Origin of the sequence: Nitrincola sp. A-D6, assembly GCF_000764495.1 — a bacterium.
GTDB lineage: Bacteria > Pseudomonadota > Gammaproteobacteria > Pseudomonadales > Balneatricaceae > Nitrincola.
The window spans coordinates 1-22,852 of the sequence record NZ_JRLB01000085.1; the positions used below are offsets into that span (position 1 = coordinate 1).

Sequence of the window (22,852 nt, forward strand, 5' to 3'; positions counted from 1 at the left end):
CTTACGGCTATTACCCTTCTGTGCTGAGACCGCCGCCTACTGGAATGCTGGATAGCCAAAATCAGCAGCTTTATCGGTTACGGGATGCTGCTATTGGTACCCGTGGTGAATTTTTATGTGGCACCGGCACTTGGCCACCTTGTCAGCCTGCTGGTCATGCTGACCGCTTTCGCTTATGCCCTGGCGATCATCCTGCAGAACAAAAAGCGTGTCGCTGAGAGTATCAGTGAACAGGCAGAAAATTCGGATTTTGCCTTTACCAAGATTATTTTAAATATGCTGTCGCGCAGCTGGCACCTGCTGGCAATCGCCTATTTTGCCGGCTTGTTACTGGTTACCGCCATACGTCCCGAAGATGCACTACCGGTGATGCTGCAAGCCAGTATGCAAACCCTGCTGGCTATTGTGGTGGGTCTGTTTATCTCGGCACTGCTGACGCAGGTTATATCCCGTCAGGTACAGGTTCCTGATGAGTTGAAAGCCCGCTTCCCGGCATTACAAGCCCGCTTGAATGAGTTCATCCCCACATCCTTGAAGATAGTACGCCTGGTTATTATGCTGGTGGTGTTCGCTTTTGTACTGGACGCCTGGTCACTGTTTAACTTTACCGCCTGGCTGAGTTCGGAAAGCGGCAGCCGTGTATTAGGCACAGTCCTGACAGTGGTCATTATCCTGCTGATTGCCAAACTAACCTGGATCGCATTTGCCAGTTGGGTTGAGCATAAGTTAAGTCCTACAGGTCGCGGAATTGCCAGTGCCCGTCAGCAAACCCTGCTAAAACTGTTAAGTAACGCCGTTATGATCGCCCTGATCGTGTTCACGGTCATGATCTCTCTGGCAGAACTTGGGCTGAATATCGGTCCGCTGATTGCCGGTGCCGGGGTCGTAGGCCTGGCCATCGGCTTTGGTGCCCAGACTCTGGTAAAGGATGTTATCACCGGCATTTTTATACAGTTGGAAAATGCCATTAACACGGGTGACGTGGTCACCGCCGATAACATTACCGGTACGGCAGAAAACCTTACCATTCGTTCATTAGGGCTACGTGACCGCTTTGGTACCTACCACTTGATTCCCTTCTCTTCCATTACCACTGTATCCAACTATATGCGTGGCTATGGCTACCATGTCGGTGATTATGGGGTAGCCTATCGCGAAGATACCGATGAAGTCACAACACATCTGCGTACCGCCTTCGATGAACTGATGAGTGATCCAGAACAAAGCAAGGATGTTATGGATGAACTGGAAGTTCAGGGTGTCTCCGCACTGGCGGACAGCGCGGTTAATATTCGTGTACGCATCAAAACCCTGCCAGGCTCTCAATGGTCAGTCGGTCGCGCCTATAACCGCTTAGTGAAACGCCATCTGGATGCAGCCGGTATAGAGATACCTTTCCCGCATATGACCCTGTACTTCGGTCAAAACAAGGATGGCTCCGCACCACCAGTACCACTCAATCTGGTCAGTACCCAAGCATCTCGCAACGCTGAAAAGGGTCTGGAGCAGCAACCGGATGAAGCCCGCTCGAACCCGCAAAGCGGTACTGATTTTGATGAGGTTTAACTCAAATCGCTGTCAGTGAGGTGCTGTAGCCGCTAGCGTGTTATACCTTAGTCGCTGCAGCACCGGGTCATATTACATTGCATATTAGCTTTTTTTTGTTTAACATCAGTCGGTTAAATTTTATACACTCAGAACCGGAGCATCCCCTGTGTCACAGCCCATCCCTGTCGTTATCTGCGATGACTCCCAGCTCGCCAGAAACCAAATGGGTCGTGCCCTGAAGCACTGGAATGTTGATATTACCTTTGCTGAGCATGGTCTCAAAGCGCTTGAAGCGATACGTCAGGGCAAGGGGCACCTGCTGTTTCTTGACCTGACCATGCCGATTATGGATGGTTATGAGGTACTCGAGCGTATCCGGCGCGATGATTTGCCCTGCCTGACCGTGGTTGTATCAGGTGATGTACAACAGAATGCCCGCAAGCGGGTTATGGCACTGGGAGCACTTGGATTTATTGCCAAGCCTATCAGTGCAGAGCTACTGGCGAGCTCTCTGAAAGAGTACGGACTGATTGATGAGCTGGAACCTGGCAATTCAGATACACCCGTCGGCGAACCACTACATATACCTGACAGCCTTACTGACTCGGTACAGGAAGTAGCCAATATCGCTATGGGCCGCACCGCCAGCCAGCTGGCAGACATACTGAAACGCTTTATTCACCTGCCTGTTCCCCGTGTTGATCGTATCAGCACCACAGATCTGGCCAGTGCTCTCAAGAACGCCACAGGTAATCAACCCGCCACGACCGTCTGTCAAGGCTTCTGCGCTCCAGGTATAGCGGGTGAAGCTCTGCTTATATTTCAAGATACCTCAATTATTGAGCTGGCTAATCTATTGCATTACCAAGGCGAGCTAACTGAAACCACTGAACGGGCCGTGCTGATGGATATCGCTAACGTACTGACCGGCGCGTTCCTTTCCAATTTCAGTAAACTCCTGGACCTGTCACTCAGTCGGGGGACGCCACATGTTCTTGGGTTTCATTCTGAACCCTTTAGGCTTGAGCACAGCCCTGCTGCGACTGAGCAGCTGCTGTGTATTGAGATCGACTATCAGATCGGTGATGATACAACTCACTGTGACCTGCTGATGCTATTTACGCAAGACTCTTTGCCTGCGTTAACAGAGCGCCTGGAGCTGCTGAAATGAATGAGTCGCGCCCAACAGAACTGCATACCCTGCACTGGCAGATGAGTTTGCTGGATAACCTCGATGTTGGACTACTGGTACTCGACAGTGATTTCAACATTGCGTTATGGAATAACTTTATGGTGAATCATTCCGGACTCCCCAGTAGCCGGGTGCATGGACAGCCTTTGTTCCATTTATTTCCTGAACTGGATACCCTGTGGTTCAAGCGTAAGCTGAACAGCGTGCTAACATTACACAACCCGGCTTTTATGACCTGGGAAGAGCGCCCCTGGTTATTTCGTTTCAAGAGTTATCGTCCAATTACCGGATCAGCACGCTGGATGTACCAGAATATTACCCTGATTCCACTGACCTCCCCGGACGGAAAAATCCGACAGATAGGTCTGATCATATACGATGTTACTGATGAGGCTGTAAGCCGCCAGGCACTGGAGAGTGCCAATCAGGAGTTAGGCAAACTCAGTCGTACAGACCATTTAACTGGCTTAAACAATCGGGGCTATTGGGAGTCGTGCCTGCAACAGGAGTTTGACCGTTTTGTCCGAACCCAACAGCCCACTTCATTGATCTTGCTGGATATCGATCACTTTAAGCAGGTGAATGACACCCAGGGCCATCTGGCTGGCGATGCCGTTATTCGTCAACTGGCAGACATTATCCGCCAAATGATCCGCACCACCGATATTGCCGGACGTTATGGTGGTGAAGAGTTCGGCATACTCCTGCTGAATACGCCAGCCGCTAATGCCGAAATTCTGGCCGACCGCCTTCGCTACATGGTAGAAACCCAACCCATTCCTTACGAGGGTGAGCAACTGATGGTCACTATCAGTTTAGGTATTGCGGCTGCCGATAACAGCTTTACTGATTATCAGAGCTGGCTGGAGAAGGCCGATCAATCCCTCTATCAAGCCAAGGCAAGAGGCCGTAACCAATTTGTGACCCTGTGATAACCAACCCATGAATGCTGACAAACGTTACCAGATATTTTCGCGATTACGCGAGCAGAATCCTGAGCCCCGCACAGAATTGGAATACCAAACGCCATTTGAACTGCTGATTGCCGTGATGCTATCAGCGCAGGCTACGGATGTTAGTGTTAATAAGGCTACCCGCAAGCTGTTTCCTATCGCTAATACACCTGAAACACTTCTGCAGCTGGGTGTGGCAGGTGTCAAAGACTATATCCGCACCATCGGCCTGTTTAACACCAAGGCTGAAAATGTGATCAAAACCTGCGCCCTGTTACTGAGTGAGCATCAGGGTGAGGTGCCACAAACACGTGAAGCACTGGAAAAACTTCCAGGTGTCGGGCGTAAAACAGCGAATGTGGTTTTGAACACCGCATTCGGCCAACCGGTAATGGCGGTAGATACGCATATTTTTCGTGTTTCTAACCGCACAGGGATCGCCAAAGGCAAAACTGTGCTGGACGTTGAGCAACGCCTTATGCGCTTTATACCCGCTGAATTTTTACTGGATGCACATCACTGGCTGATTTTGCACGGACGCTATATCTGTACTGCCCGAAAACCACGCTGCAGCGCTTGCGCAATTGAAGATCTGTGTGAATTCAAAGATAAAACTGAGTAGTTATATACAGGCACAGGTTACTCACATTATCTGTGGATAAATCTGTGATTAGTTTTTGGATGAATAGCGCAACTCGGCGCAGCATGGGGCTTTCAGCGAATTGATACAAAAACAGCCAGATCAAATATATTCTATTAATATCAATACGTTAGGATAGTCAATAGGGATGGTGTTGAATTTCTTTTGATCTGGATCAATCAATTTGTGTCAAGCCTTTTCGCATGTGCAAAACTTAAAAATAAGGCTTGTTTTTTATGTACTTTCAGTGCAGAAGGGAGGTAAAAACAGAGCTGCAAGTTAATCCGGCAGCTCTATTTCAATATGTGATGTCGGGCGACAGCAGCAAGTCAGTATCTCATCCTCTTTCAAATCAACCAGAGCGTCCTGTACGGGCTCTACCTGGCCATCCAGCAGCCTGACCTTACAGGTACCACAGTAGCCCCCCCCGGCAATTGTAGGGGGCTGGAATCTGCTGCGCTTCCAACGCATCCAACAGGGAGAACTCATACTGATAATAAAAGGTATGAAAGTTATTAACCTTGATTCGCGGAATACCAGCCATAGTGTTCCTCAGAGATCAAAGCCATCAAAGTCTTCGGTTTCCACATCATTATCGATCTGACCAACCAGATAAGAGCTGATCTCCGACTCCTGAGGTGCCACCTGTACATTGTCACTGATCAGCCAGGCATTCATCCAGGGCAAAGGATTCTGCCGTGCAGGAAAGATATCCTCAAGACCCAAAGCACGTATCCTGACATTGGTGATGTACTCAACGTAATCACTCAAAATACGCGCATTCAGACCAATCATGGAGCCCTGACTGAATAGATAGACTGCCCAGTCTTTTTCCTGCTGAGCCGCTTCCTGGAAAATAGCGATTACCTCCTGACGACACTCAATGGCTATTTTTTTGAAATCAGGATCATCACGACCCGAAGCCAAAATATTCAGCATCTGTTGCGTACCCGTCAGGTGCAAGGCTTCATCACGGGCAATCAGACGAATAATCTTGGCATTGCCTTCCATAATGGCGCGTTCAGCAAAGGCAAAGGAGCAGGCAAAACTAACATAGAAGCGAATGGCCTCCAGTACGTTCACCGACACCAGTGTCAGATAGAGTTTCTTTTTCAGATTGTACAGACTGGCATCCAGTGTACGGCCATCTACTTCCTTAACGCCCGGACCATAGAGGCTATAGACCGTCACCAGCTCGATAAACTCATCATACAGACGCGTGACTGATTCGGCCCGACGCACAATTTCCGGATTGGTCACTATCTCATCAAACACCACCGAGGGCTCAGTGATGATATTACGGATAATATGCGTGTAAGAGCGGCTGTGAATGGTTTCACTGAAGGCCCAGGTTTCAAACCAGGTTTCCAGCTCCGGTAACGAGACTACCGGCAGGAAAGCGATATTGGGAGAGCGGCCTTGCACTGAGTCCAGTAGTGTCTGGTACTTAAGATTGCTCAGAAATATATGCTTTTCATGCTCTGGCATATCTGAAAAATCTTTACGATCCTTGGTCAGGTCAACCTCTTCCGGACGCCAGAAAAAAGACAACTGCTTTTCGATCAGTTTTTCGAAAATCGGGTACTTCTGTCTGTCATAACGAGCAACATTGACACTGCGTCCGAAAAACATCGGCTCAAGTGTGGCATCGTGATCACTGGTACTGAATGTTGAATATGACATAACCCTTGCTCTTGCTCCTTGTGTGAGACTCAAGTATTACTAAAGATGGGCCTGGGCTTTACAGCTTGCAGGCACCCCCTTCGCAACCCGCATCATCCTGCTGGTCTGACGCCCCATCACGGGTGTTATGGTAATAGAGTGTTTTCAGGCCATATTTATAGGCAGTCAGCAAATCTTTCATCAACTGCTTCATCGGCACCTTGTCACCGGGGAAACGGGTTGGGTCATAGTTGGTATTGGCTGAAATCGCCTGGTCGACGAACTTCTGCATAATACCCACTAACTGCAGATAGCCTTCATTATTGGGTATATCCCAGAGCAATTCGTATTGATCGCGTAATTCCAGATACTCCGGAACTACCTGCTTCATGATCCCGTCTTTGCTGGATTTAACTGATACGAAACCACGTGGTGGCTCAATGCCATTGGTGGAATTAGTGATCTGTGACGAGGTTTCACAGGGCATCAGTGCCGTCAGTGTAGAGTTACGCAACCCAAATTCACGGATATCTTCACGCAAGGTTTCCCAGAAGTAATGCAGCGGCTCTTCGCAGAAACTATCGATATCACGCTTGTAGGTATCAATGGGCAACAACCCTTTAGCATAAGTGGTTTCATTGAATTTAGGACACGCGCCCATCTCTTTTGCCAGTTGGTTTGAAGCTTTAAGCAAGAAGTATTGAATAGCTTCAAAGGTACGGTGAACCAAACCATTTGCCGAACCATCGGAATAACGCACGCCATTTTTTGCCAGATAATAGGCCAGGTTAGTTACGCCCACACCCAGGGTACGGCGGTTTTCAGTGGCATTATAAGCGGCTGGAATCGGATAGTCCTGATAGTCCAGCAGGTTATCCAGGGCGCGAACAATCAAGTCAGCCAGATCTTCCAATTCATCCAGGGATGCCAGCGCACCCAGATTGAAGGCTGACAGGGTGCAGAGCGCAATCTCGCCTTCCGGATCATTCACATCCTGTAGCGGCTTGGTTGGCAGTGCAATCTCCAGACAGAGATTAGACTGACGCACAGGTGCTACAGCCGGATCAAATGGGCTATGGGTATTACAGTGATCGACGTTCTGAATATAGATACGGCCGGTGGAAGCACGTTCAGCTGCCAGCAGACCAAACAACTCAACCGCTTTAATTGTCTGTTTACGAATGTCAGGCTGCTGTTCATACATCACATACAGACGTTCAAACTCATCCTGATCGGCAAAGAAAGCCTCATACAAACCGGGTACTTCATGCGGACTAAACAGGGTAATATTTTCACCCTTGATCAGACGCTGGTACATGAGCTTGTTGATCTGCACGCCATAGTCGATATGGCGCACACGGTTCTCTTCCACACCCCGATTGTTCTTCAGCACCAACAGGGACTCAACCTCCAGATGCCAGATCGGATAAAACAGGGTTGCGGCACCGCCACGAACACCACCCTGCGAACAGGATTTAACCGCCGTCTGAAAATGCTTATAAAAAGGAATGCAGCCGGTATGGAAGGCTTCACCATTGCGGATCGGGCTGCCGATGGCACGGATACGGCCTGCGTTAATCCCTATGCCAGCACGCTGAGAAACATATTTAACAATCGCACCGGCTGTAGCATTAATGGAATCCAGACTGTCATCGGTTTCAATCAAAACACAGGAACTAAACTGACGAGTCGGTGTGCGCACACCCGCCATAATCGGCGTAGGCAGTGACAGCTTGAATAAAGAGGTCGCATCATAAAAGCGCTTGACATAACTTAGACGAGTTTCTTGTGGGTAACGGCTGAACAGGCATGCCGAAACCAGCATATACAGAATCTGTGGAGACTCATACACCTTCCCGGTTACCCGATTCTGAACCAGATACTTACCTTCCAACTGTTTAACAGCCGCGTAGCTGAAGTTCATATCGCGGCTATGGTCGATGTATGCATTCAACTCATCAAATTCGGCCTGGGTGTAGTCTTCAATGAGGTGTTTATCGTAACGCTGTGCATCCACTAACTGACTTACATGCGTGTAAAGATCCGGCGCTTCAAAACAACCGAACGCACGTTTACGTAGATGAAAGATAGCCAGGCGAGCGGCAAGATATTGATAGTCTGGTGCTTCTTCTGAAATCAAGTCGGCAGCCGATTTGATCAGAGTTTCGTGAATATCTGCAGTTTTGATACCATCATAGAACTGGATGTGTGCACTCAGCTCAACCTGAGAAACGGATACATTTTGAAGCCCTTCCGCAGCCCAGATGATGACCCGGTGAATCTTCTCCAGATCAATAGGTTCCCGACGTCCATCCCGCTTGGTTACCATCAGATTTTTCTGCATAACACCGCTCTTCCGTATATCAAATATTCATGGGGTAACCAGCCCGAAACAGCTGGTCACTTTTTAGCCTGAAAACACAATATATAGTGTACACATCTCAAGTTGACACCAAATATAGATATTTTTTAAAAAATTCAACTCTTGATTTTGACTCTAAACAGGTGTAACACCCCTGCCGAAACCCGCTACAGAAGGGATAAACACTGACTTTCAATCAATGTAATTATGAAGTTTTTCTGAACAAAATATGACGTGATTTTTTTTCATTTTAACAACGCTTATCTTGCCAGAACATTGACCAGACGCAGCTTGCTGACATATCACCTGAAAACAGTATAGGAATAACTCAAAATACCGGGGCGCCGCAGTTCACATAGAAATAATTTGGTGCACATGAATAATTTGCGCACCTATATGGTGCACATACAGCACCAGCAGCATAAATAGAATTATATCATATATATCAAAAAGTTAATTAATAACAAAGCGTAAAAACGCGAAAACAACAGATATTGAGCATATGAATAATCCCTAAATATGTGCATTAGACGTATAATATGCGCCATTTTAGACATATACAGACCCTGAAAGGAAACCTATGATGCCCTATGTTCATGACACTCTGCTCCGACTACAAAAAAGCAGCCCTGCCCAGACAGAGTTTTATCAGGCAGCTGAAGAAGTGCTGGACTCAATTCGTCCACTACTGGACAAAGACAAGCACTATCGCGAGCAAGGCATTGTTGAACGTCTGGTAGAACCCGAGCGGCAGATTATGTTCCGTGTTGTCTGGCATGACGATCAGGACGCGTCCAGGTCAACAAGGGTTACCGGATTCAGTTCAACTCCGCCCTGGGTCCATATAAAGGTGGTCTGCGCTTCCATCACAGTGTTAACGCCGGCATTATCAAGTTTCTGGGTTTCGAGCAGATTTTTAAAATGCACTGACCGGCCTGCCGATTGGTGGGGGTAAAGGGGGATCTGACTTCAACCCCAAAGGTCGCTCGGACATGGAGGTTATGCGTTTCTGCCAGGCATTCATGACTGAACTGCACCGCCATATCGGCGCAACCATTGATGTGCCAGCCGGTGATATCGGTGTGGGCGCACGTGAAATAGGTTATATGTATGGTCAGTACAAACGCCTGACACGCTCTTACGAAGGCGTACTGACAGGCAAGGGACTAAACTGGGGCGGCTCATTAGCACGCAAAGAGGCCACCGGCTATGGCGCTGTGTATTTTGCCGAAAACATGCTGCAAGACCGTAATGACAGTCTGAAGAATAAAACCTGCCTGGTATCAGGGGCCGGTAATGTCGCTATTTACACTATTGAAAAACTTTACCAATTGGGTGCATTACCAGTCACCTGCTCCGACTCTCAGGGTACGATTTATCACGAACAGGGCATTGATCTGAACCTGCTAAAAGAGCTTAAGGAAGTCAGACGCAGTTCACTGGAAGCCTATCTGGAGAGCCATTCCGGTGCTAAATATATCCCTGTCAGTGATTACCCGGCAGATGGACATGCGGTATGGCGTTTCAAAGCACAAGCCGCTTTCCCTAGCGCGACACAGAATGAATTAACCGCTGCGGATGCCAAAATACTCCTTGAACAAGGCGTTTATTGTATCAGTGAAGGCGCGAACATGCCGTCAACTGCAGCAGCGGTAGATCAATTCCTTGAAGCTGGAATCTGTTACGGACCAGGCAAAGCCGCCAATGCAGGTGGTGTTGCCACCAGCAGCTGGAAATGGCGCAAAACGCCAGCATGACCCAATGGACGTTTGAAGAAGTAGATAACCGCCTCAAAGACATAATGTGTGGCATCTATCAGCGCAGCAGTGATACGGCCAGAGAGTTCAATCAGCCAACTAACCTGGTTCTGGGTGCCAATATTGCCGGTTTCAGAAAAGTTGCCGATGCCATGATTGATCAGGGTCTGGTTTAATTTGGCATCATTGATAGAATAAAATTTCATTTGTAATGAAGGAGCGGAATAATGGACGAGAACCTACTGCGTAATACAGCGCAACTGGGTAATGATGTGACTGGCTGGATCACCAACAATCAAGAGTTGATTATCAGTTATGCTGTTAATCTGACAGCAGCTCTGCTGATTATTCTGATAGGTTCGATGGTGATAAAGTTCGCCACCAACTCATTAAATCGGGTGCTCAAGAAGCGCAGAGTTGATCCTACTATTGCCAATTTTGTCACCAGCCTGATCAAGTATGGTCTGTTGGCCTTTGTGATTATTGCCGCGCTTGGGCGAGTGGGTGTACAAACAGCCTCCTTTGTTGCGATAGTCGGTGCCGCAGGTTTGGCTATTGGTCTGGCCATGCAAGGTGCACTGTCTAACTTTGCTGCAGGGGTTCTGCTGATAGGTTTCCGTCCTTTCAAAGCGGGTGACTATATTGAAGCGGGGGGAACAGCGGGCACTGTAGAGTCTGTACAAATCTTCACCACCATGATGAAAACGCCGGATAACCGCGTTATTGTGGTACCCAACTCCAATATTCTGAGTGGCAATATTGTTAACTATTCACAAGAACCGCAACGCCGAGTTGATCTGGTGATTGGTGTTGCCTACACGGCGGACCTGAAACAAACTAAGCAGATACTGCAAAATATCGTTGACGCCGATGAGCGCATCCTTAAAGACCCTGCCTGTAACATATCAGTCAATGAGCTGGGAGCATCTTCAGTCGATTTGATTGTACGCCCCTGGGTCAACAGTGCGGACTACTGGACTGTTCGCTGGGATCTGCTGGAAAAAATCAAGAATGAACTGGACAATAATGGTATCGATATCCCATATCCACAGATGGATATACATCTGATCCGCGAAGAAAAAGCCTGATTTAGCCGCTAAACACGCGGGCACTTACAGCTTATCCTGTAAATGCCCGCACCGGAGTTCACCCCTGATTGGCCTGATCCCTGAGCACAAATTTCTGGATTTTACCTGTAGAGGTTTTCGGCAGATCACAGAAGATGATTTTCTTGGGCACTTTGAAGCGCGCCATATTATCGCGGCAGAATTCAATAATACCGGCTTCGCTCACCTCACCCACAGCAGCCGTTTTAAGCGTCACAAAAGCACAGGGTACTTCGCCCCACTTGTCATCGCTCATAGCCACTACAGCCGCCTCCATAACGCCCGGATGACGGTACAGCACATCCTCAACTTCAATCGAGGAAATATTCTCGCCGCCGGAGATGATAATATCCTTGGAGCGATCCTTGATCTCGATATAACCATCCGCATGCCATACAGCCAGATCACCTGAATGGAACCACCCGCCTTTAAATGAGGCATCGGTTGTTGTCGGATTTTTCAGGTAGCCTTTCATCACCAGGTTACCGCGCATGAATATTTCACCCAGTGTTTTACCATCCTGAGCCACTGGCACCATAGTTTCCGGGTTGGCGACCATCAGGCCTTCCAGCATTGGGGCACGTACACCCTGACGAGATTTCAAGCGAGCTTTTTCAGTGGCATTCTTTTCATCCCACTCATCGTGCCAGGCACACACCACACTCGGCCCGTAGGTTTCAGTCAGGCCATACACATGAGTGACTTTGAAGCCCATCTGCTCCATCCCTTCGATCACGCTGGCTGGTGGCGCAGCACCGGCAGTCATCACCTTCACTTCATGGTTAATACCCGCTTTCATCTCATCAGCGGCATTATTCAGCATATTCAATACAATTGGCGCACCACAGAAATGGTTCACTTTTTCAGATTTAATCAATGCATAAATGCTATCGGCACGCACATGACGCAAACACACGCTCACGCCCACTGTGGCCGCAATCGTCCAGGGGAAACACCAACCATTGCAATGAACATGGGTAGCGTCCACAGATATACGGGGTGGTGCCCCATATCCCAGGACAGCGCATTACTCATGGCATTCAGGTAAGCCCCGCGGTGATGATAAACCACCCCTTTAGGATCACCGGTGGTGCCGGAGGTATAGTTGAGGGTAATGGCGTCCCATTCATTTTCCGGCAGCACCCAGGGGAAATCATCATCACCCTGGGCGATAAAAGCCTCATAATCCATCTCACCGATAAGCTCCCCGCCTTCATAGGAGGGATCATCAATATCTATGACCAGCGGTTTGTGTGCCATCATCCGCACAGCACGCTGAATCACTTCAGAAAACTCTCGGTCAGTAATGACCACCTTGGCTTCTCCATGCTGGAGAATAAACGCAATAGCCTCGGCATCCAGACGAATATTGAGCGCATTCAGCACAGCACCTGTTACGGGCACACCGAAGTGAGCTTCAAACACCTCTGGCAAATTAGGTGCCATGACAGCAACGGTGTCACCTTTGCCTATACCCTGCTTGACCAGCGCACTGGCAAGTTTACGGCAGCGCTGAAAAGTCTCTCGCCAATTACGCCGAACCCCCGCATGGATTACCGCCGTGCGCTCAGGAAACACATCAGCTGCACGGGATATAAAGCTTAATGGGCTAAGGGGTGTGAAGTTAGCTGGGTTCTGGTCTAAACCCAAGGTATAGGGATTATGATTTGACTTAGTCATGTTATTCTCCGGTTATGTCCCTGTCGTTTTGTGCAATAATACGTATTTTCCCTTATTTCACAAGCCGACTTAAGACAAAGAGAAACAATTCGTGCGCCAGACAATAAGGAAAATAATCGCATGATAGATTTACACGAGGCCCTGCGGCGCAGTCAGAAAGAGGCCGATCGTTACCGGCTGCTGGCAGAGCAGTCGACAGACCTCATTTCACGCCATAGTGCGACGCCGGAATGGGTCTTCATTGATGTCAATCCGGCGATTGAACCGCTATTAGGATACAAGGCTGAAGAGGTTATCGGCACCTCTGGCTATGCCCTGTTTCACCCGCAAGATGCTGACAATCTAAAAAACCGCAGCGGCAATGTGAGTTACCGTGATGGCCTTTACACTAACACTTACCGCTATCGCCATAAACTCGGTCATTACATCTGGTTTGAAACCACCAGCCGCACCATTCGCGATGAACAGGGCAACCCGCTTGAAGTAATCTGTGTCTCCAGGGATGTAACCGAACGAGAACTCGCACAGCAGGCTACCCGACGCCTGGCAAAGGTTGTCGAAGCTTCGTCAGATATGATTTTGTTCTGCCAACACAACTCGCAAACCTTTACCTACTTAAATGAAGCGGCACAGCGCACACTGAATACAACCGGCTCGCCCGCTCGTCAGCAGCTGAAACAGCTATTTACTGACAGACAATACCAGGATGCAGTTCTCACAGCGTTACAGGTCGCGGCGGTCAAGGGTAACTGGCATGGTGCCATCCCTATGGCACTTCCGGATGCTAGTCTGCGCGTAGCTGAGTTACGTGAAATTATTGCGCACAGGGATCGCAATGACCGCACTCTGGTTGACTACTACACACTGATTGGGCGTGATGTTACTGCCAGAAAGCAGGCGGAACAGCAATACAAGCGCCATCAAAATGAGATGGCTCACATGTCACGACTGCTTTCAGTAGGTGAAATGGCGACCGAACTGGCTCATGAAATTAACCAGCCGCTGGCAACGATACTGAATTACAGCAACGGGACACTACGACAAATTGAAGAGCAGCAGCTCCAGACAGCAACACAAACTCAACGTGCACTGGAACTGATATCGCGCCAAGCTCATCGCGCTGCTGAAATCATTCGTAGAATCCGCCGATTTGTCCAACGCACTGAAGTGCAGTCCTGTCCATTTAGAATCAATGAATGCTGCACAGAAGTCACAGAGTTTCTGCACCAGGATGCCAGAGATCAGCAGATACGTTTTCTGTTTGAGCTGGATGAGAGTAACCCGGTTGTTTACGGTGACCGGGTACAAGTGGAACAGGTGCTACTAAACCTGTTACGCAATGCCATTGAAGCCTATAGTACCGTCAAAACTGATGTGGCTGATATTACCCTGATCACTCAAGCCATCCCTCATGCCATTCAAATTAGCGTATGTGATCAGGCCAGCGGTATTAAACCAGACATGATGGCACAGTTGTTTGAACCTTTCATGACCAGTAAAGTAAGTGGTCTGGGTATGGGACTGTCGATTTCCCGTTCACTGATAGAAAGCCATGGTGGTCAGCTATGGGCTGAAAGTGACGGAAAAAACGGCAGTTGCTTCCATTTCAAGTTACCTTTGAGAAACACACAATGAAGACCGATAATAACAAAGTATTTCTTGTTGATGACGATAACGACTTCCGCGACTCCATGCAGTGGTTACTCAGCTCCGCTGGATATAATGTCGTCAGCTCAGCATCAGCAACCGAATTCCTGGACGTTTACCAAGGGGAGCAAGGTTGCCTGCTGCTGGATGTACGCATGCCGGGCATTAATGGCTTGGCGCTGCAGCAAATGCTGCAAGAGCGCGATATTCAACTACCCATAATTCTGATCAGTGGTCACGGGGATATTCCTATGGCAGTGAATGCCATTAAAGCCGGAGCACTCGACTTCATTGAGAAACCCTTCGATGATCGTCGCTTACTGAGCCTGGTCAGCAAAGCACTGCTCGAAGCTGAAAGTCGCTTCAAGGCACACCATGAAACCACCCAACTAAAAAAGCGTTTTGACAGTCTAAGCCAAAGAGAACGTGAAGTGATGGCACTGGTGATTCAAGGGCAGTCTAACCGTGAAGTCGCCGACAAACTGGGCATTAGTCCAAAAACCGTCGAAGTGCATCGTGCACGCGTAATGGCAAAAATGCAGGCAGCCAGCCTGCCAGTGCTGGTCAATATGGGCAACCAACTCCCCCAGGCGCTACTTGACCCTCATCAATAGTGTGTTTATTTTTGCTGCCTGGTCACTGGTACAGCGGGTCATCAAACGGTAAAATACCGCTGATAAAATAGAATAACTATAAAAAACAAATCAGGAAATGAATGATGGATAAAATTCTGATTAGCGCCTGTTTAATGGGCGCGAAAGTGCGCTATGACGGACGGGATAACCTGCTGGATCACCCTGTACTCAAGCGCTGGAAACAGCAGGGCCGATTAGTCATGGTCTGTCCTGAATCCCTTGGTGGACTACCTACCCCCCGGCCTCCCGCAGAAACTCAATGTCGCTTCCCCATTTTGATTACCACGCGTGATGGCGATGATGTTACGCCGGAATTTCTCGCTGGTGCAGAAGCAACACTGAAAATAGCCAAACAGCAGCAGGTCTGCTGTGCGTTAATGAAGTCACGCAGCCCCTCCTGCGGCAACAATCAGATTTATGATGGCAGCTTTTCAGGTAACCTGACTTATGCACCTGGTGTTGCGGCTGATGAACTGATTCGTAACGGCATTCCGGTATTTAATGAACATCAGCTCGAAGATCTGATCCGCTTTGTTGAAGAGCAGAGCGAAGCGGCCTAAAATGGGGGCTATTTTCGACAACTACGGAACAGCTCCCCTATGCGCGCCAGTCAATACCTAATCTCTACCCTGAAAGAAACGCCCTCTGATGCCGAAGTCATCAGCCACCAACTGATGCTGCGGGCCGGCATGATCCGCAAACTGGCTTCCGGTCTGTATACATGGCTACCTTTGGGGTTACGCACGCTGCGTAAAGTAGAGCGTATTGTCAGAGAAGAGATGGATGCGGCAGGCGCACTGGAGGTGCTGATGCCCGCCGTACAGCCCGCCGAGCTCTGGCAGGAATCCGGACGCTGGGAAAAGTACGGTCCTGAATTGCTGCGCATCCAGGATCGTCATGGCCGTGATTTTTGCGTAGGCCCCACTCACGAAGAAGTTATCACTGATTTTATTCGGCGTGAAATACGCAGCTATAAACAGCTGCCCGCCAACTTCTACCAAATTCAGACCAAGTTTCGTGATGAAATACGTCCTCGCTTCGGTGTGATGCGTTCGCGTGAATTCATCATGAAAGATGCCTACTCCTTCCACACCAGTCGCGAGTCTCTGGAACAAACCTACGAAATAATGTACAACGCCTACAGTCGTATTTTTGACCGCCTGGGGCTGAACTATCGCCCGGTTCTAGCAGATAACGGCTCAATCGGCGGTAACTCATCGCATGAATTTCATGTGCTGGCCGATTCCGGCGAAGACGATATCGCCTTCTCCGATACCGGTAGTTATGCGGCCAATATCGAAAAAGCTGAGGCTCTGGCTCCTGCCTCACCTCGTCCAGCACCAGCTGAAGCTATGCGACTGGTAGATACGCCCAACACCAAAACCATTGCGGCACTGGTAGAAGGCTTTAAGCTTCCTATCGAGAAGACCATCAAAACCCTGATTGTCGCTGCCAGTGACGAGTGTGAAGCGGACTTTATCGCCCTGCTGATCCGTGGTGATCACGAACTCAACGAAATCAAAGCTGAAAAACTGCCAGAGGTTGCCCTGCCACTGCGCATGGCAACTGAAGAAGAAATTCGTGCTGTAATTGGTGCAGGTCCTGGCTCATTAGGACCGATAAACCTCCCTATTCCCTGCATTATTGATCGCACAGTAGCCGTTATGGCGGACTTTGGCGCTGGTGCCAATATCGAAGACAAGCACTATTTCGGTATTAACTGGGAGCGCGACCTGCCTACCCCGCAAGTTGCCGATATACGCAATGTGGTGGCCGGTGATCCCAGTCCCTGCGGTCAAGGTAAACTGGAAATCAAACGCGGCATTGAAGTGGGTCATGTTTTCCAGTTGGGTAACAGCTACTCTACCGCCATGAATGCCACTGTGCTTGATGAAAACGGCAAGGCCGTAGTAATGGAAATGGGCTGTTATGGTATCGGTGTTACCCGGGTCGTCGCCTCTGCCATTGAGCAGAACCATGACAGCAACGGTATCATCTGGCCAGAAGCATTGGCACCCTTCACCGTTGCACTGGTACCCTTAAACTATGACAAGTCAGAATTGGTACGGGAAAAGTCTGATGCACTCTACGCTGCCCTGACATCCAAAGGTATTGACGTATTTCTGGATGACCGCAAGGAGCGTCCGGGGGTCAAGTTTGCTGACATGGAGCTGATCGGTATTCCACACCGCCTGGTTATATCAGAACGTGGATTAAACGCGGGCACCCTGGAATATAAGCACCGCCGTGATGCAGAGTCCCGTGATATTTCTGCTGATGATGCCTTGCAGTTTCTGCAGCAACAACTGAGCTGAGCCACAACCTCAGCTAATAATCAAAAAAACCGGCAAGTGTTAACACCTGCCGGTTTTTTTATGTGCTACCAAAATAGCTGTGCTTAATCTACAAACGCACGCTCAATGACATACTCGCCATGTACACCTTTACGGGTTTCACTGAATCCCCAGTTATCCAGCACCTGAGTAAGGTCTTTAAGCATTTCCGGGCTGCCACAAATCATAAAGCGATCATCATCAAGATTAGGTTGTGGTAATCCCAAATCACTAAACAGCGTGCCATCCAGCATCAGATTAGTAATACGCCCCTGATTCACATAAGGCTCACGGGTCACAGTGGGGTAATACAGTAGTCGTTCACTAATCATATCGCCGAAGAATTCATTGGAAGGCAACTGTTCCTGAATTTCGGACTGATACGCCAATTCCGACACATAACGTACGCCATGTACCAGAATTACCTTATCGAACTGCTCATAGACTTCCGGGTCTTTAATAATGCTCATAAAGGGTGCCAGACCGGTACCTGTAGACAAGAGGTACAGATGCTTACCCGGTAACAAAAAGTCGGTCAGCAACGTGCCTGTAGGCTTGCGGCTGATATAAATCTGATCACCTGGCTGTATCTGCTGCAAACGTGACGTTAATGGCCCATCCGGTACTTTGATACTGAAAAATTCCAGGTTTTCTTCATAATTAGCACTGGCAATACTGTAAGCACGCAATAACGGCTTACCCTCAACTTCCAGACCAATCATGGTGAAATGGCCATTTTTGAAGCGGAAGCCTTGATCACGAGTGGTCTTAAAGCTGAACAGCTTCTCATTCCAGTGCTGTACTTCCAACACCGTTTCTTTCTGAAGATTCGACATTCTCTGCTTCCTGTCAGATGCAAGTTAACAATGCCAGCAGTGTAACGTGAGTTAGCATATAATATAAAAGAATTATTTATAATTTTTTTAGCACTAATCGATATATGAAGACATTTTAAAACTATTCAGTAACACTTTTGCCAAAAATAGTAACGCTGAATCATTTCTATTAAGAATAGTCTAATATACAGTAAACAAACGTATATATTCTGAATCACAGCGATAAACGGAGGTAGTTATGGATCTGAAAGTGAATGTAGGCAGCATCGATAAAATTGCTCGAATTGCTGTAGGTATCCTGTTGCTCGTATTGGCCGTGATGAGTATAGGCACGCCCTGGACCTGGATTGGCATAGTGCCACTGATTACCGGATTGGCTGGACGTTGCCCGGCTTACAGCTTGTTTGGCATCAATACCTGTAACATCAAAAAATAAGCCCGATATAGCATCGGGCTCAAAAAGCCACGAGAGCCTGAAGGGTTCTCGTGGATTCTCACTCAGGGCACAACAAATTTTCGTTTAATCAGAAAGTATCGCCAGGAATCCTGACCCAACCTTCCATCAGTACACGCGCACTGCGGCTCATCACTGCTTTAGTGGCTGTCCACTCGCCGTCAACCAATGACGCTGCCGCACCAACACGCAGGGTGCCGGATGGGTGACCAAAGGTCACGGCATCACGCTCGCAGCCACCAGCCGCCAGATTCACCAACGTACCGGTTACCGCCGCCGCCGTAGCAATGGCCACTGAAGCGGTACCCATCATGGCATGATGCAGTTTGCCCATCGACAATGCCCGTACACAGACATCTATATCACTGGCGGCAATCTGTTTGCCACTGGAAGCCTGGTAGTCAGTTGCCGGAGCGACAAAGGCAATCTTCGGCGTGTGCTGACGCGCAACTGCTTCAGAAATATCCTTGATCAGCCCCATCTTCACGGCGCCATAAGCACGCATAGTTTCAAACTTCGCCAGCGCATCGGCATCCGAGTTAATGTCTTTCTGCAGTTCGGTACCCAGATAACCGATATCAGCCGCATTGACAAAAATAGTCGGGATACCGGCATTGATCATGGTCGCTTTGAAGGTACCAATACCAGGCACCTCCAGCTCATCGATCAGGTTTCCGGTAGGAAACATAGAGCCTTCACCATCAGCAGGTCCATAAACTCGATCACTACTTCAGCCGCCGGAAAAGTCACCCCATCCAGTTCGAAGTCACCGGTTTCCTGAACCTCGCCATTAGTGATCGGTACATGCGCAATAATGGTCTTGCCGATGTTTTTCTGCCAAATGCGTACGGTGCAAATGCCATTGTCAGGAATACGCGAAGCATCAACCAGGCCCTTGCTGATGGCAAAGGCACCCACAGCGGCGGTGAGGTTGCCGCAGTTGCCAGACCAGTCAACAAACGCCTTATTGATCGCCACCTGACCGAACAGATAATCGACATCATGATCCGGCTGTTCGCTTTTGGCCAGAATAACGGTTTTAGAGGTACTTGACGTCGCGCCGCCCATGCCATCTATCTGCTGACCATAGGGATCAGGACTACCGATCACCCGCAACAGCATGTTATCGCGCGCTTCACCCGGAACCTGCGCGGCCTCCGGCAGCTCCTTCAGGCTGAAAAACACACCCTTGGACGTCCCACCACGCATATAGGTGGCGGGGATTTTAATCTGAGGAACACTCGACATACATGGCTCCTTAAAAAGTAACTGCACCAAATATTCAGTGCAAGTCGGGATCGGGGCTTATCTGTTTGGACACGCCATAAACCCGTCCATGGGGGCTCACTGTTGCCATCCATGGCAACAGACGGTCCAACCAGATAAGACCCGCTCCCCCCTATAGAATTAAATTATGCAGTTTCTTCCAGGAAGTCCTGGGCGAAACGCTGCAATACACCGCCGGCATGATAAACACCGAGCTCAGCTTCAGTATCCAGACGGCATACCATCGGTACTTTAACCTGTTCACCATTCTTACGGTTGATGACCAGGGTCATGCTGCCACGTGCTTTCAGTTCACCTTCAACATCATAGGTTTCAGTACCATCGATGTTCAGCGTTTTGCGGGTCGTCCCTTCTTCAAACTGCAGTGGCAATACACCCATGCCGATCAGGTTGGTACGGTGGATACGCTCAAAGCCTTCCGCTGCAATCACTTCCACACCGGCCAAACGTACGCCTTTAGCTGCCCAATCACGGGAAGAACCCTGACCATAGTCAGCACCCGCCACAATAATCAGTGGCTGCTTGCGTTCCATGTAGGTCTCAATCGCTTCCCACATGCGCATAACCTTGCCTTCAGGCTCGACACGCGCCAGTGAACCCTGCTTGACCTGCCCGTCCACAACAGCCATTTCGTTAATCAGCTTGGGATTGGCGAAGGTGGCACGCTGTGCTGTCAGATGGTCACCACGGTGTGTAGCATAGGAATTGAAATCTTCCTCCGGTACGCCCATCTTGTGCAGGTATTCACCCGCAGCACTGTCCATCATGATGGCATTGGAAGGTGACAAATGATCGGTGGTGATATTGTCAGGCAGCACCGCCAGCGGACGCATGCCCTTCATTGTACGCTCACCGGCCAAAGCCCCTTCCCAGTAGGGAGGGCGACGTATGTAAGTAGACATAGGGCGCCAGTCATACAGTGGCTCTTGGCTTCTTCGCCACGGTCCAGATCAAACATCGGGATGTAGATCTGCTTGAACTGCTCTGGCTTAACGCTGGTTTTAACCAGTGCATCGATCTCTTCATCAGACGGCCAGATATCTTTCAATGTAACAGGATTACCGTTTTTATCGGTGCCCAGGACATCTTTTTCAATATCAAAGCGGATAGTACCGGCAATCGCATAAGCCACTACCAACGGTGGTGAGGCCAGGAAAGCCTGCTTGGCATAAGGATGGATACGCCCATCAAAGTTACGGTTTCCTGATAGCACCGCCGTGGCATACAGATCACGGTCGATGATTTCCTGCTGGATTTTTGGATCCAGGGCGCCGGACATGCCGTTACAGGTGGTGCAGGCATAAGCCACGATACCAAAGCCAAGCTTCTCCAGCTCATTCAGCAGACCGGCTTCTTCCAGATAAAGCTTGGCTACCTTGGAACCCGGTGCAAATGAAGACTTAACCCAGGGCTTACGAATCAGACCCAGCTCGTTGGCTTTTTTCGCCAACAAGCCTGCAGCCACTACGTTGCGTGGGTTAGAGGTATTGGTACAGCTGGTAATTGCCGCAATGATTACTGCGCCATCCGGCATTTCACCCTCAACCTCGTCCCACTGACCGGCAATCCCTTTGGCTGCCAGATCACTGGTGGAGACACGTGCATGCGGATTGGAAGGACCCGCCATGGTACGCACCACGCTGGACAGATCAAATTTCAGTAGGCGTTCATAGGCTACATCTTTCAGGCTATCCGCCCACAAACCAGTCACTTTGGCATAGTGTTCTACCAGTTCAACCTGTTCAGGCTCACGTCCGGTCAATTTAAGATAATCGATAGTCTGCTCGTCGATATAGAACATCGCGGCAGAGGCACCGTATTCCGGTGTCATATTAGAGATGGTCGCACGATCACCGATAGTCAGACTGGAAGCGCCCTCACCGAAAAATTCCAGGTAGGCACCAACAACACGCTCTTTACGCAGAAACTCAGTCAGCGCCAGAACGATATCAGTCGCGGTGATACCCGGCTGGCGTTTACCTACCAGCTCAACACCGACAATATCAGGCAGACGCATCATCGATGGCAGACCCAACATCACGGTTTCGGCTTCCAGACCTCCAACACCCACAGCAATAACCCCCAGGGCATCGACGTGCGGAGTATGCGAGTCAGTACCTACGCAGGTATCCGGGAAAGCCACGCCATCGCGTGCCTGAATCACCGGTGACATCTTCTCCAGATTGATCTGGTGCATGATGCCGTTACCGGCTGGAATCACATCGACATTTTTGAAAGCAGTTTTGGTCCACTCGATAAAATGAAAACGGTCTTCATTACGACGGTCTTCGATAGCGCGGTTCTTTTCAAAGGCATCCGGATCAAAACCACCACATTCTACGGACAAAGAATGGTCAACAATCAGCTGTGTCGGTACGACGGGATTCACTTTGGCTGGATCACCGCCCTTCTCGGCGATGGCATCACGCAAGCCAGCCAGGTCAACCAGCGCTGTCTGGCCAAGAATATCGTGGCAGACCACACGAGCGGGATACCAGGGGAAATCCAGTTCCTGCTTGCGCTCAATCAACTGCTTGAGTGAATCAGTCAGGGCTTCAGGCTCACAACGACGTACCAGTTGCTCAGCTAATACGCGTGACGTATAGGGAAGTTTTTCATACGCACCCGGCTGGATGGCATCGACCGCCGCACGGGTGTCGAAGTAGTCCAGTTGAGTGCCCGCCAAAGGCTTACGGAATTCTGTATTCATTGCAGGGGCTCTCTAATATCAGGGAATTCAACAACATAATCAGGGAGTGG

14 protein-coding genes and 4 pseudogenes are annotated in these 22,852 nt (G+C 49.3%); 11 read left to right on the plus strand and 7 right to left on the minus strand.

Annotated elements, in window-relative coordinates; genetic code table 11:
* The first annotated feature begins 84 nt into the window (after positions 1–84).
* The 4 genes from LH51_RS13545 (at position 85) to nth (ending at position 4,315) form a co-directional block, all read left to right on the plus strand.
* The gene (locus LH51_RS13545) at positions 85–1,566 is read left to right on the plus strand and encodes a mechanosensitive ion channel domain-containing protein (protein ID WP_052063787.1); all 1,482 of its coding nucleotides are present in this window, start codon (positions 85–87) and stop codon (positions 1,564–1,566) included.
* A gap of 148 nt (positions 1,567–1,714) precedes the next feature.
* Entirely contained in the window at positions 1,715–2,719 is a 1,005-nt protein-coding gene (locus LH51_RS13550) for a response regulator (protein ID WP_052063788.1), read from the plus strand.
* A complete protein-coding gene (locus tag LH51_RS13555) occupies positions 2,716–3,672 on the plus strand; it encodes a GGDEF domain-containing protein (protein ID WP_036523018.1) in 957 nt (318 codons plus the stop codon). The genes LH51_RS13550 and LH51_RS13555 overlap by 4 nt, the downstream gene beginning before the upstream one ends.
* A 10-nt stretch (positions 3,673–3,682) precedes the next feature.
* On the plus strand, positions 3,683–4,315 hold the full coding sequence (gene nth, locus LH51_RS13560; protein WP_036523020.1) for an endonuclease III: 633 nt from the start codon (positions 3,683–3,685) through the stop codon (positions 4,313–4,315).
* A gap of 297 nt (positions 4,316–4,612) precedes the next feature.
* Here nth and LH51_RS13565 read toward each other — a convergent pair whose 3' ends face one another.
* The 3 genes from LH51_RS13565 to nrdA all read right to left on the minus strand — a co-directional run bounded on the left by LH51_RS13565 (position 4,613) and on the right by nrdA (position 8,339).
* Positions 4,613–4,822, minus strand: coding sequence for a 2Fe-2S iron-sulfur cluster-binding protein (locus LH51_RS13565; protein WP_327125169.1), 210 nt, complete (start codon positions 4,820–4,822; stop codon positions 4,613–4,615).
* A gap of 63 nt (positions 4,823–4,885) precedes the next feature.
* A complete protein-coding gene (gene nrdB, locus LH51_RS13570; RefSeq protein ID WP_036523022.1) occupies positions 4,886–6,016 on the minus strand; it encodes a class Ia ribonucleoside-diphosphate reductase subunit beta in 1,131 nt (376 codons plus the stop codon).
* A 58-nt stretch (positions 6,017–6,074) separates the two neighbouring features.
* Positions 6,075–8,339 (minus strand): class 1a ribonucleoside-diphosphate reductase subunit alpha, encoded by a 2,265-nt coding sequence (nrdA, locus tag LH51_RS13575; protein ID WP_036523024.1) that lies wholly within the window; start codon positions 8,337–8,339, stop codon positions 6,075–6,077.
* 601 nt (positions 8,340–8,940) lie between these two features.
* Here nrdA and gdhA point away from each other — a divergent pair.
* Positions 8,941–10,290, plus strand: a pseudogene (gene gdhA / locus LH51_RS13580) (NADP-specific glutamate dehydrogenase).
* Between the two features lie 51 nt (positions 10,291–10,341).
* A complete protein-coding gene (gene mscS, locus LH51_RS13585; RefSeq protein WP_036523025.1) occupies positions 10,342–11,202 on the plus strand; it encodes a small-conductance mechanosensitive channel MscS in 861 nt (286 codons plus the stop codon).
* A 58-nt stretch (positions 11,203–11,260) separates the two neighbouring features.
* Here the strand turns inward: mscS and LH51_RS13590 are convergent.
* Positions 11,261–12,900: pseudogene (locus LH51_RS13590) on the minus strand (acyl-CoA synthetase).
* A gap of 120 nt (positions 12,901–13,020) precedes the next feature.
* On the opposite strand from LH51_RS13590, the gene LH51_RS13595 reads away from it, so the two are divergent.
* The 4 genes from LH51_RS13595 (at position 13,021) to LH51_RS13610 (ending at position 17,497) form a co-directional block, all read left to right on the plus strand.
* On the plus strand, positions 13,021–14,535 hold the full coding sequence (locus LH51_RS13595) for a PAS domain-containing sensor histidine kinase (protein WP_036523027.1): 1,515 nt from the start codon (positions 13,021–13,023) through the stop codon (positions 14,533–14,535).
* A complete protein-coding gene (locus LH51_RS13600) occupies positions 14,532–15,161 on the plus strand; it encodes a response regulator transcription factor (RefSeq protein WP_036523029.1) in 630 nt (209 codons plus the stop codon). Before LH51_RS13595 ends, LH51_RS13600 begins: the two co-directional genes overlap by 4 nt.
* 101 nt (positions 15,162–15,262) lie before the next feature.
* Positions 15,263–15,742 (plus strand): DUF523 domain-containing protein, encoded by a 480-nt coding sequence (locus LH51_RS13605; protein ID WP_235263744.1) that lies wholly within the window; start codon positions 15,263–15,265, stop codon positions 15,740–15,742.
* A gap of 39 nt (positions 15,743–15,781) precedes the next feature.
* Positions 15,782–17,497 (plus strand): proline--tRNA ligase, encoded by a 1,716-nt coding sequence (locus LH51_RS13610; RefSeq protein ID WP_036523032.1) that lies wholly within the window; start codon positions 15,782–15,784, stop codon positions 17,495–17,497.
* A gap of 83 nt (positions 17,498–17,580) precedes the next feature.
* On the opposite strand, the gene LH51_RS13615 is transcribed toward LH51_RS13610, so the two are convergent.
* Positions 17,581–18,351, minus strand: coding sequence for a ferredoxin--NADP reductase (locus tag LH51_RS13615; protein ID WP_036523034.1), 771 nt, complete (start codon positions 18,349–18,351; stop codon positions 17,581–17,583).
* 238 nt (positions 18,352–18,589) lie between these two features.
* On the opposite strand from LH51_RS13615, the gene LH51_RS13620 reads away from it, so the two are divergent.
* Positions 18,590–18,787: a YgaP family membrane protein gene (locus tag LH51_RS13620; RefSeq protein ID WP_442934842.1), complete on the plus strand. Its 198-nt coding sequence runs from the start codon at positions 18,590–18,592 to the stop codon at positions 18,785–18,787.
* Positions 18,788–18,875: 88 nt separating this feature from the next.
* Here the strand turns inward: LH51_RS13620 and prpF are convergent.
* Positions 18,876–20,053 (minus strand): annotated as a pseudogene (gene prpF / locus LH51_RS13625) (2-methylaconitate cis-trans isomerase PrpF).
* A 164-nt stretch (positions 20,054–20,217) separates the two neighbouring features.
* Positions 20,218–22,802 (minus strand): annotated as a pseudogene (gene acnD, locus LH51_RS13630) (Fe/S-dependent 2-methylisocitrate dehydratase AcnD).
* Between the last annotated feature and the right edge of the window lie 50 nt (positions 22,803–22,852).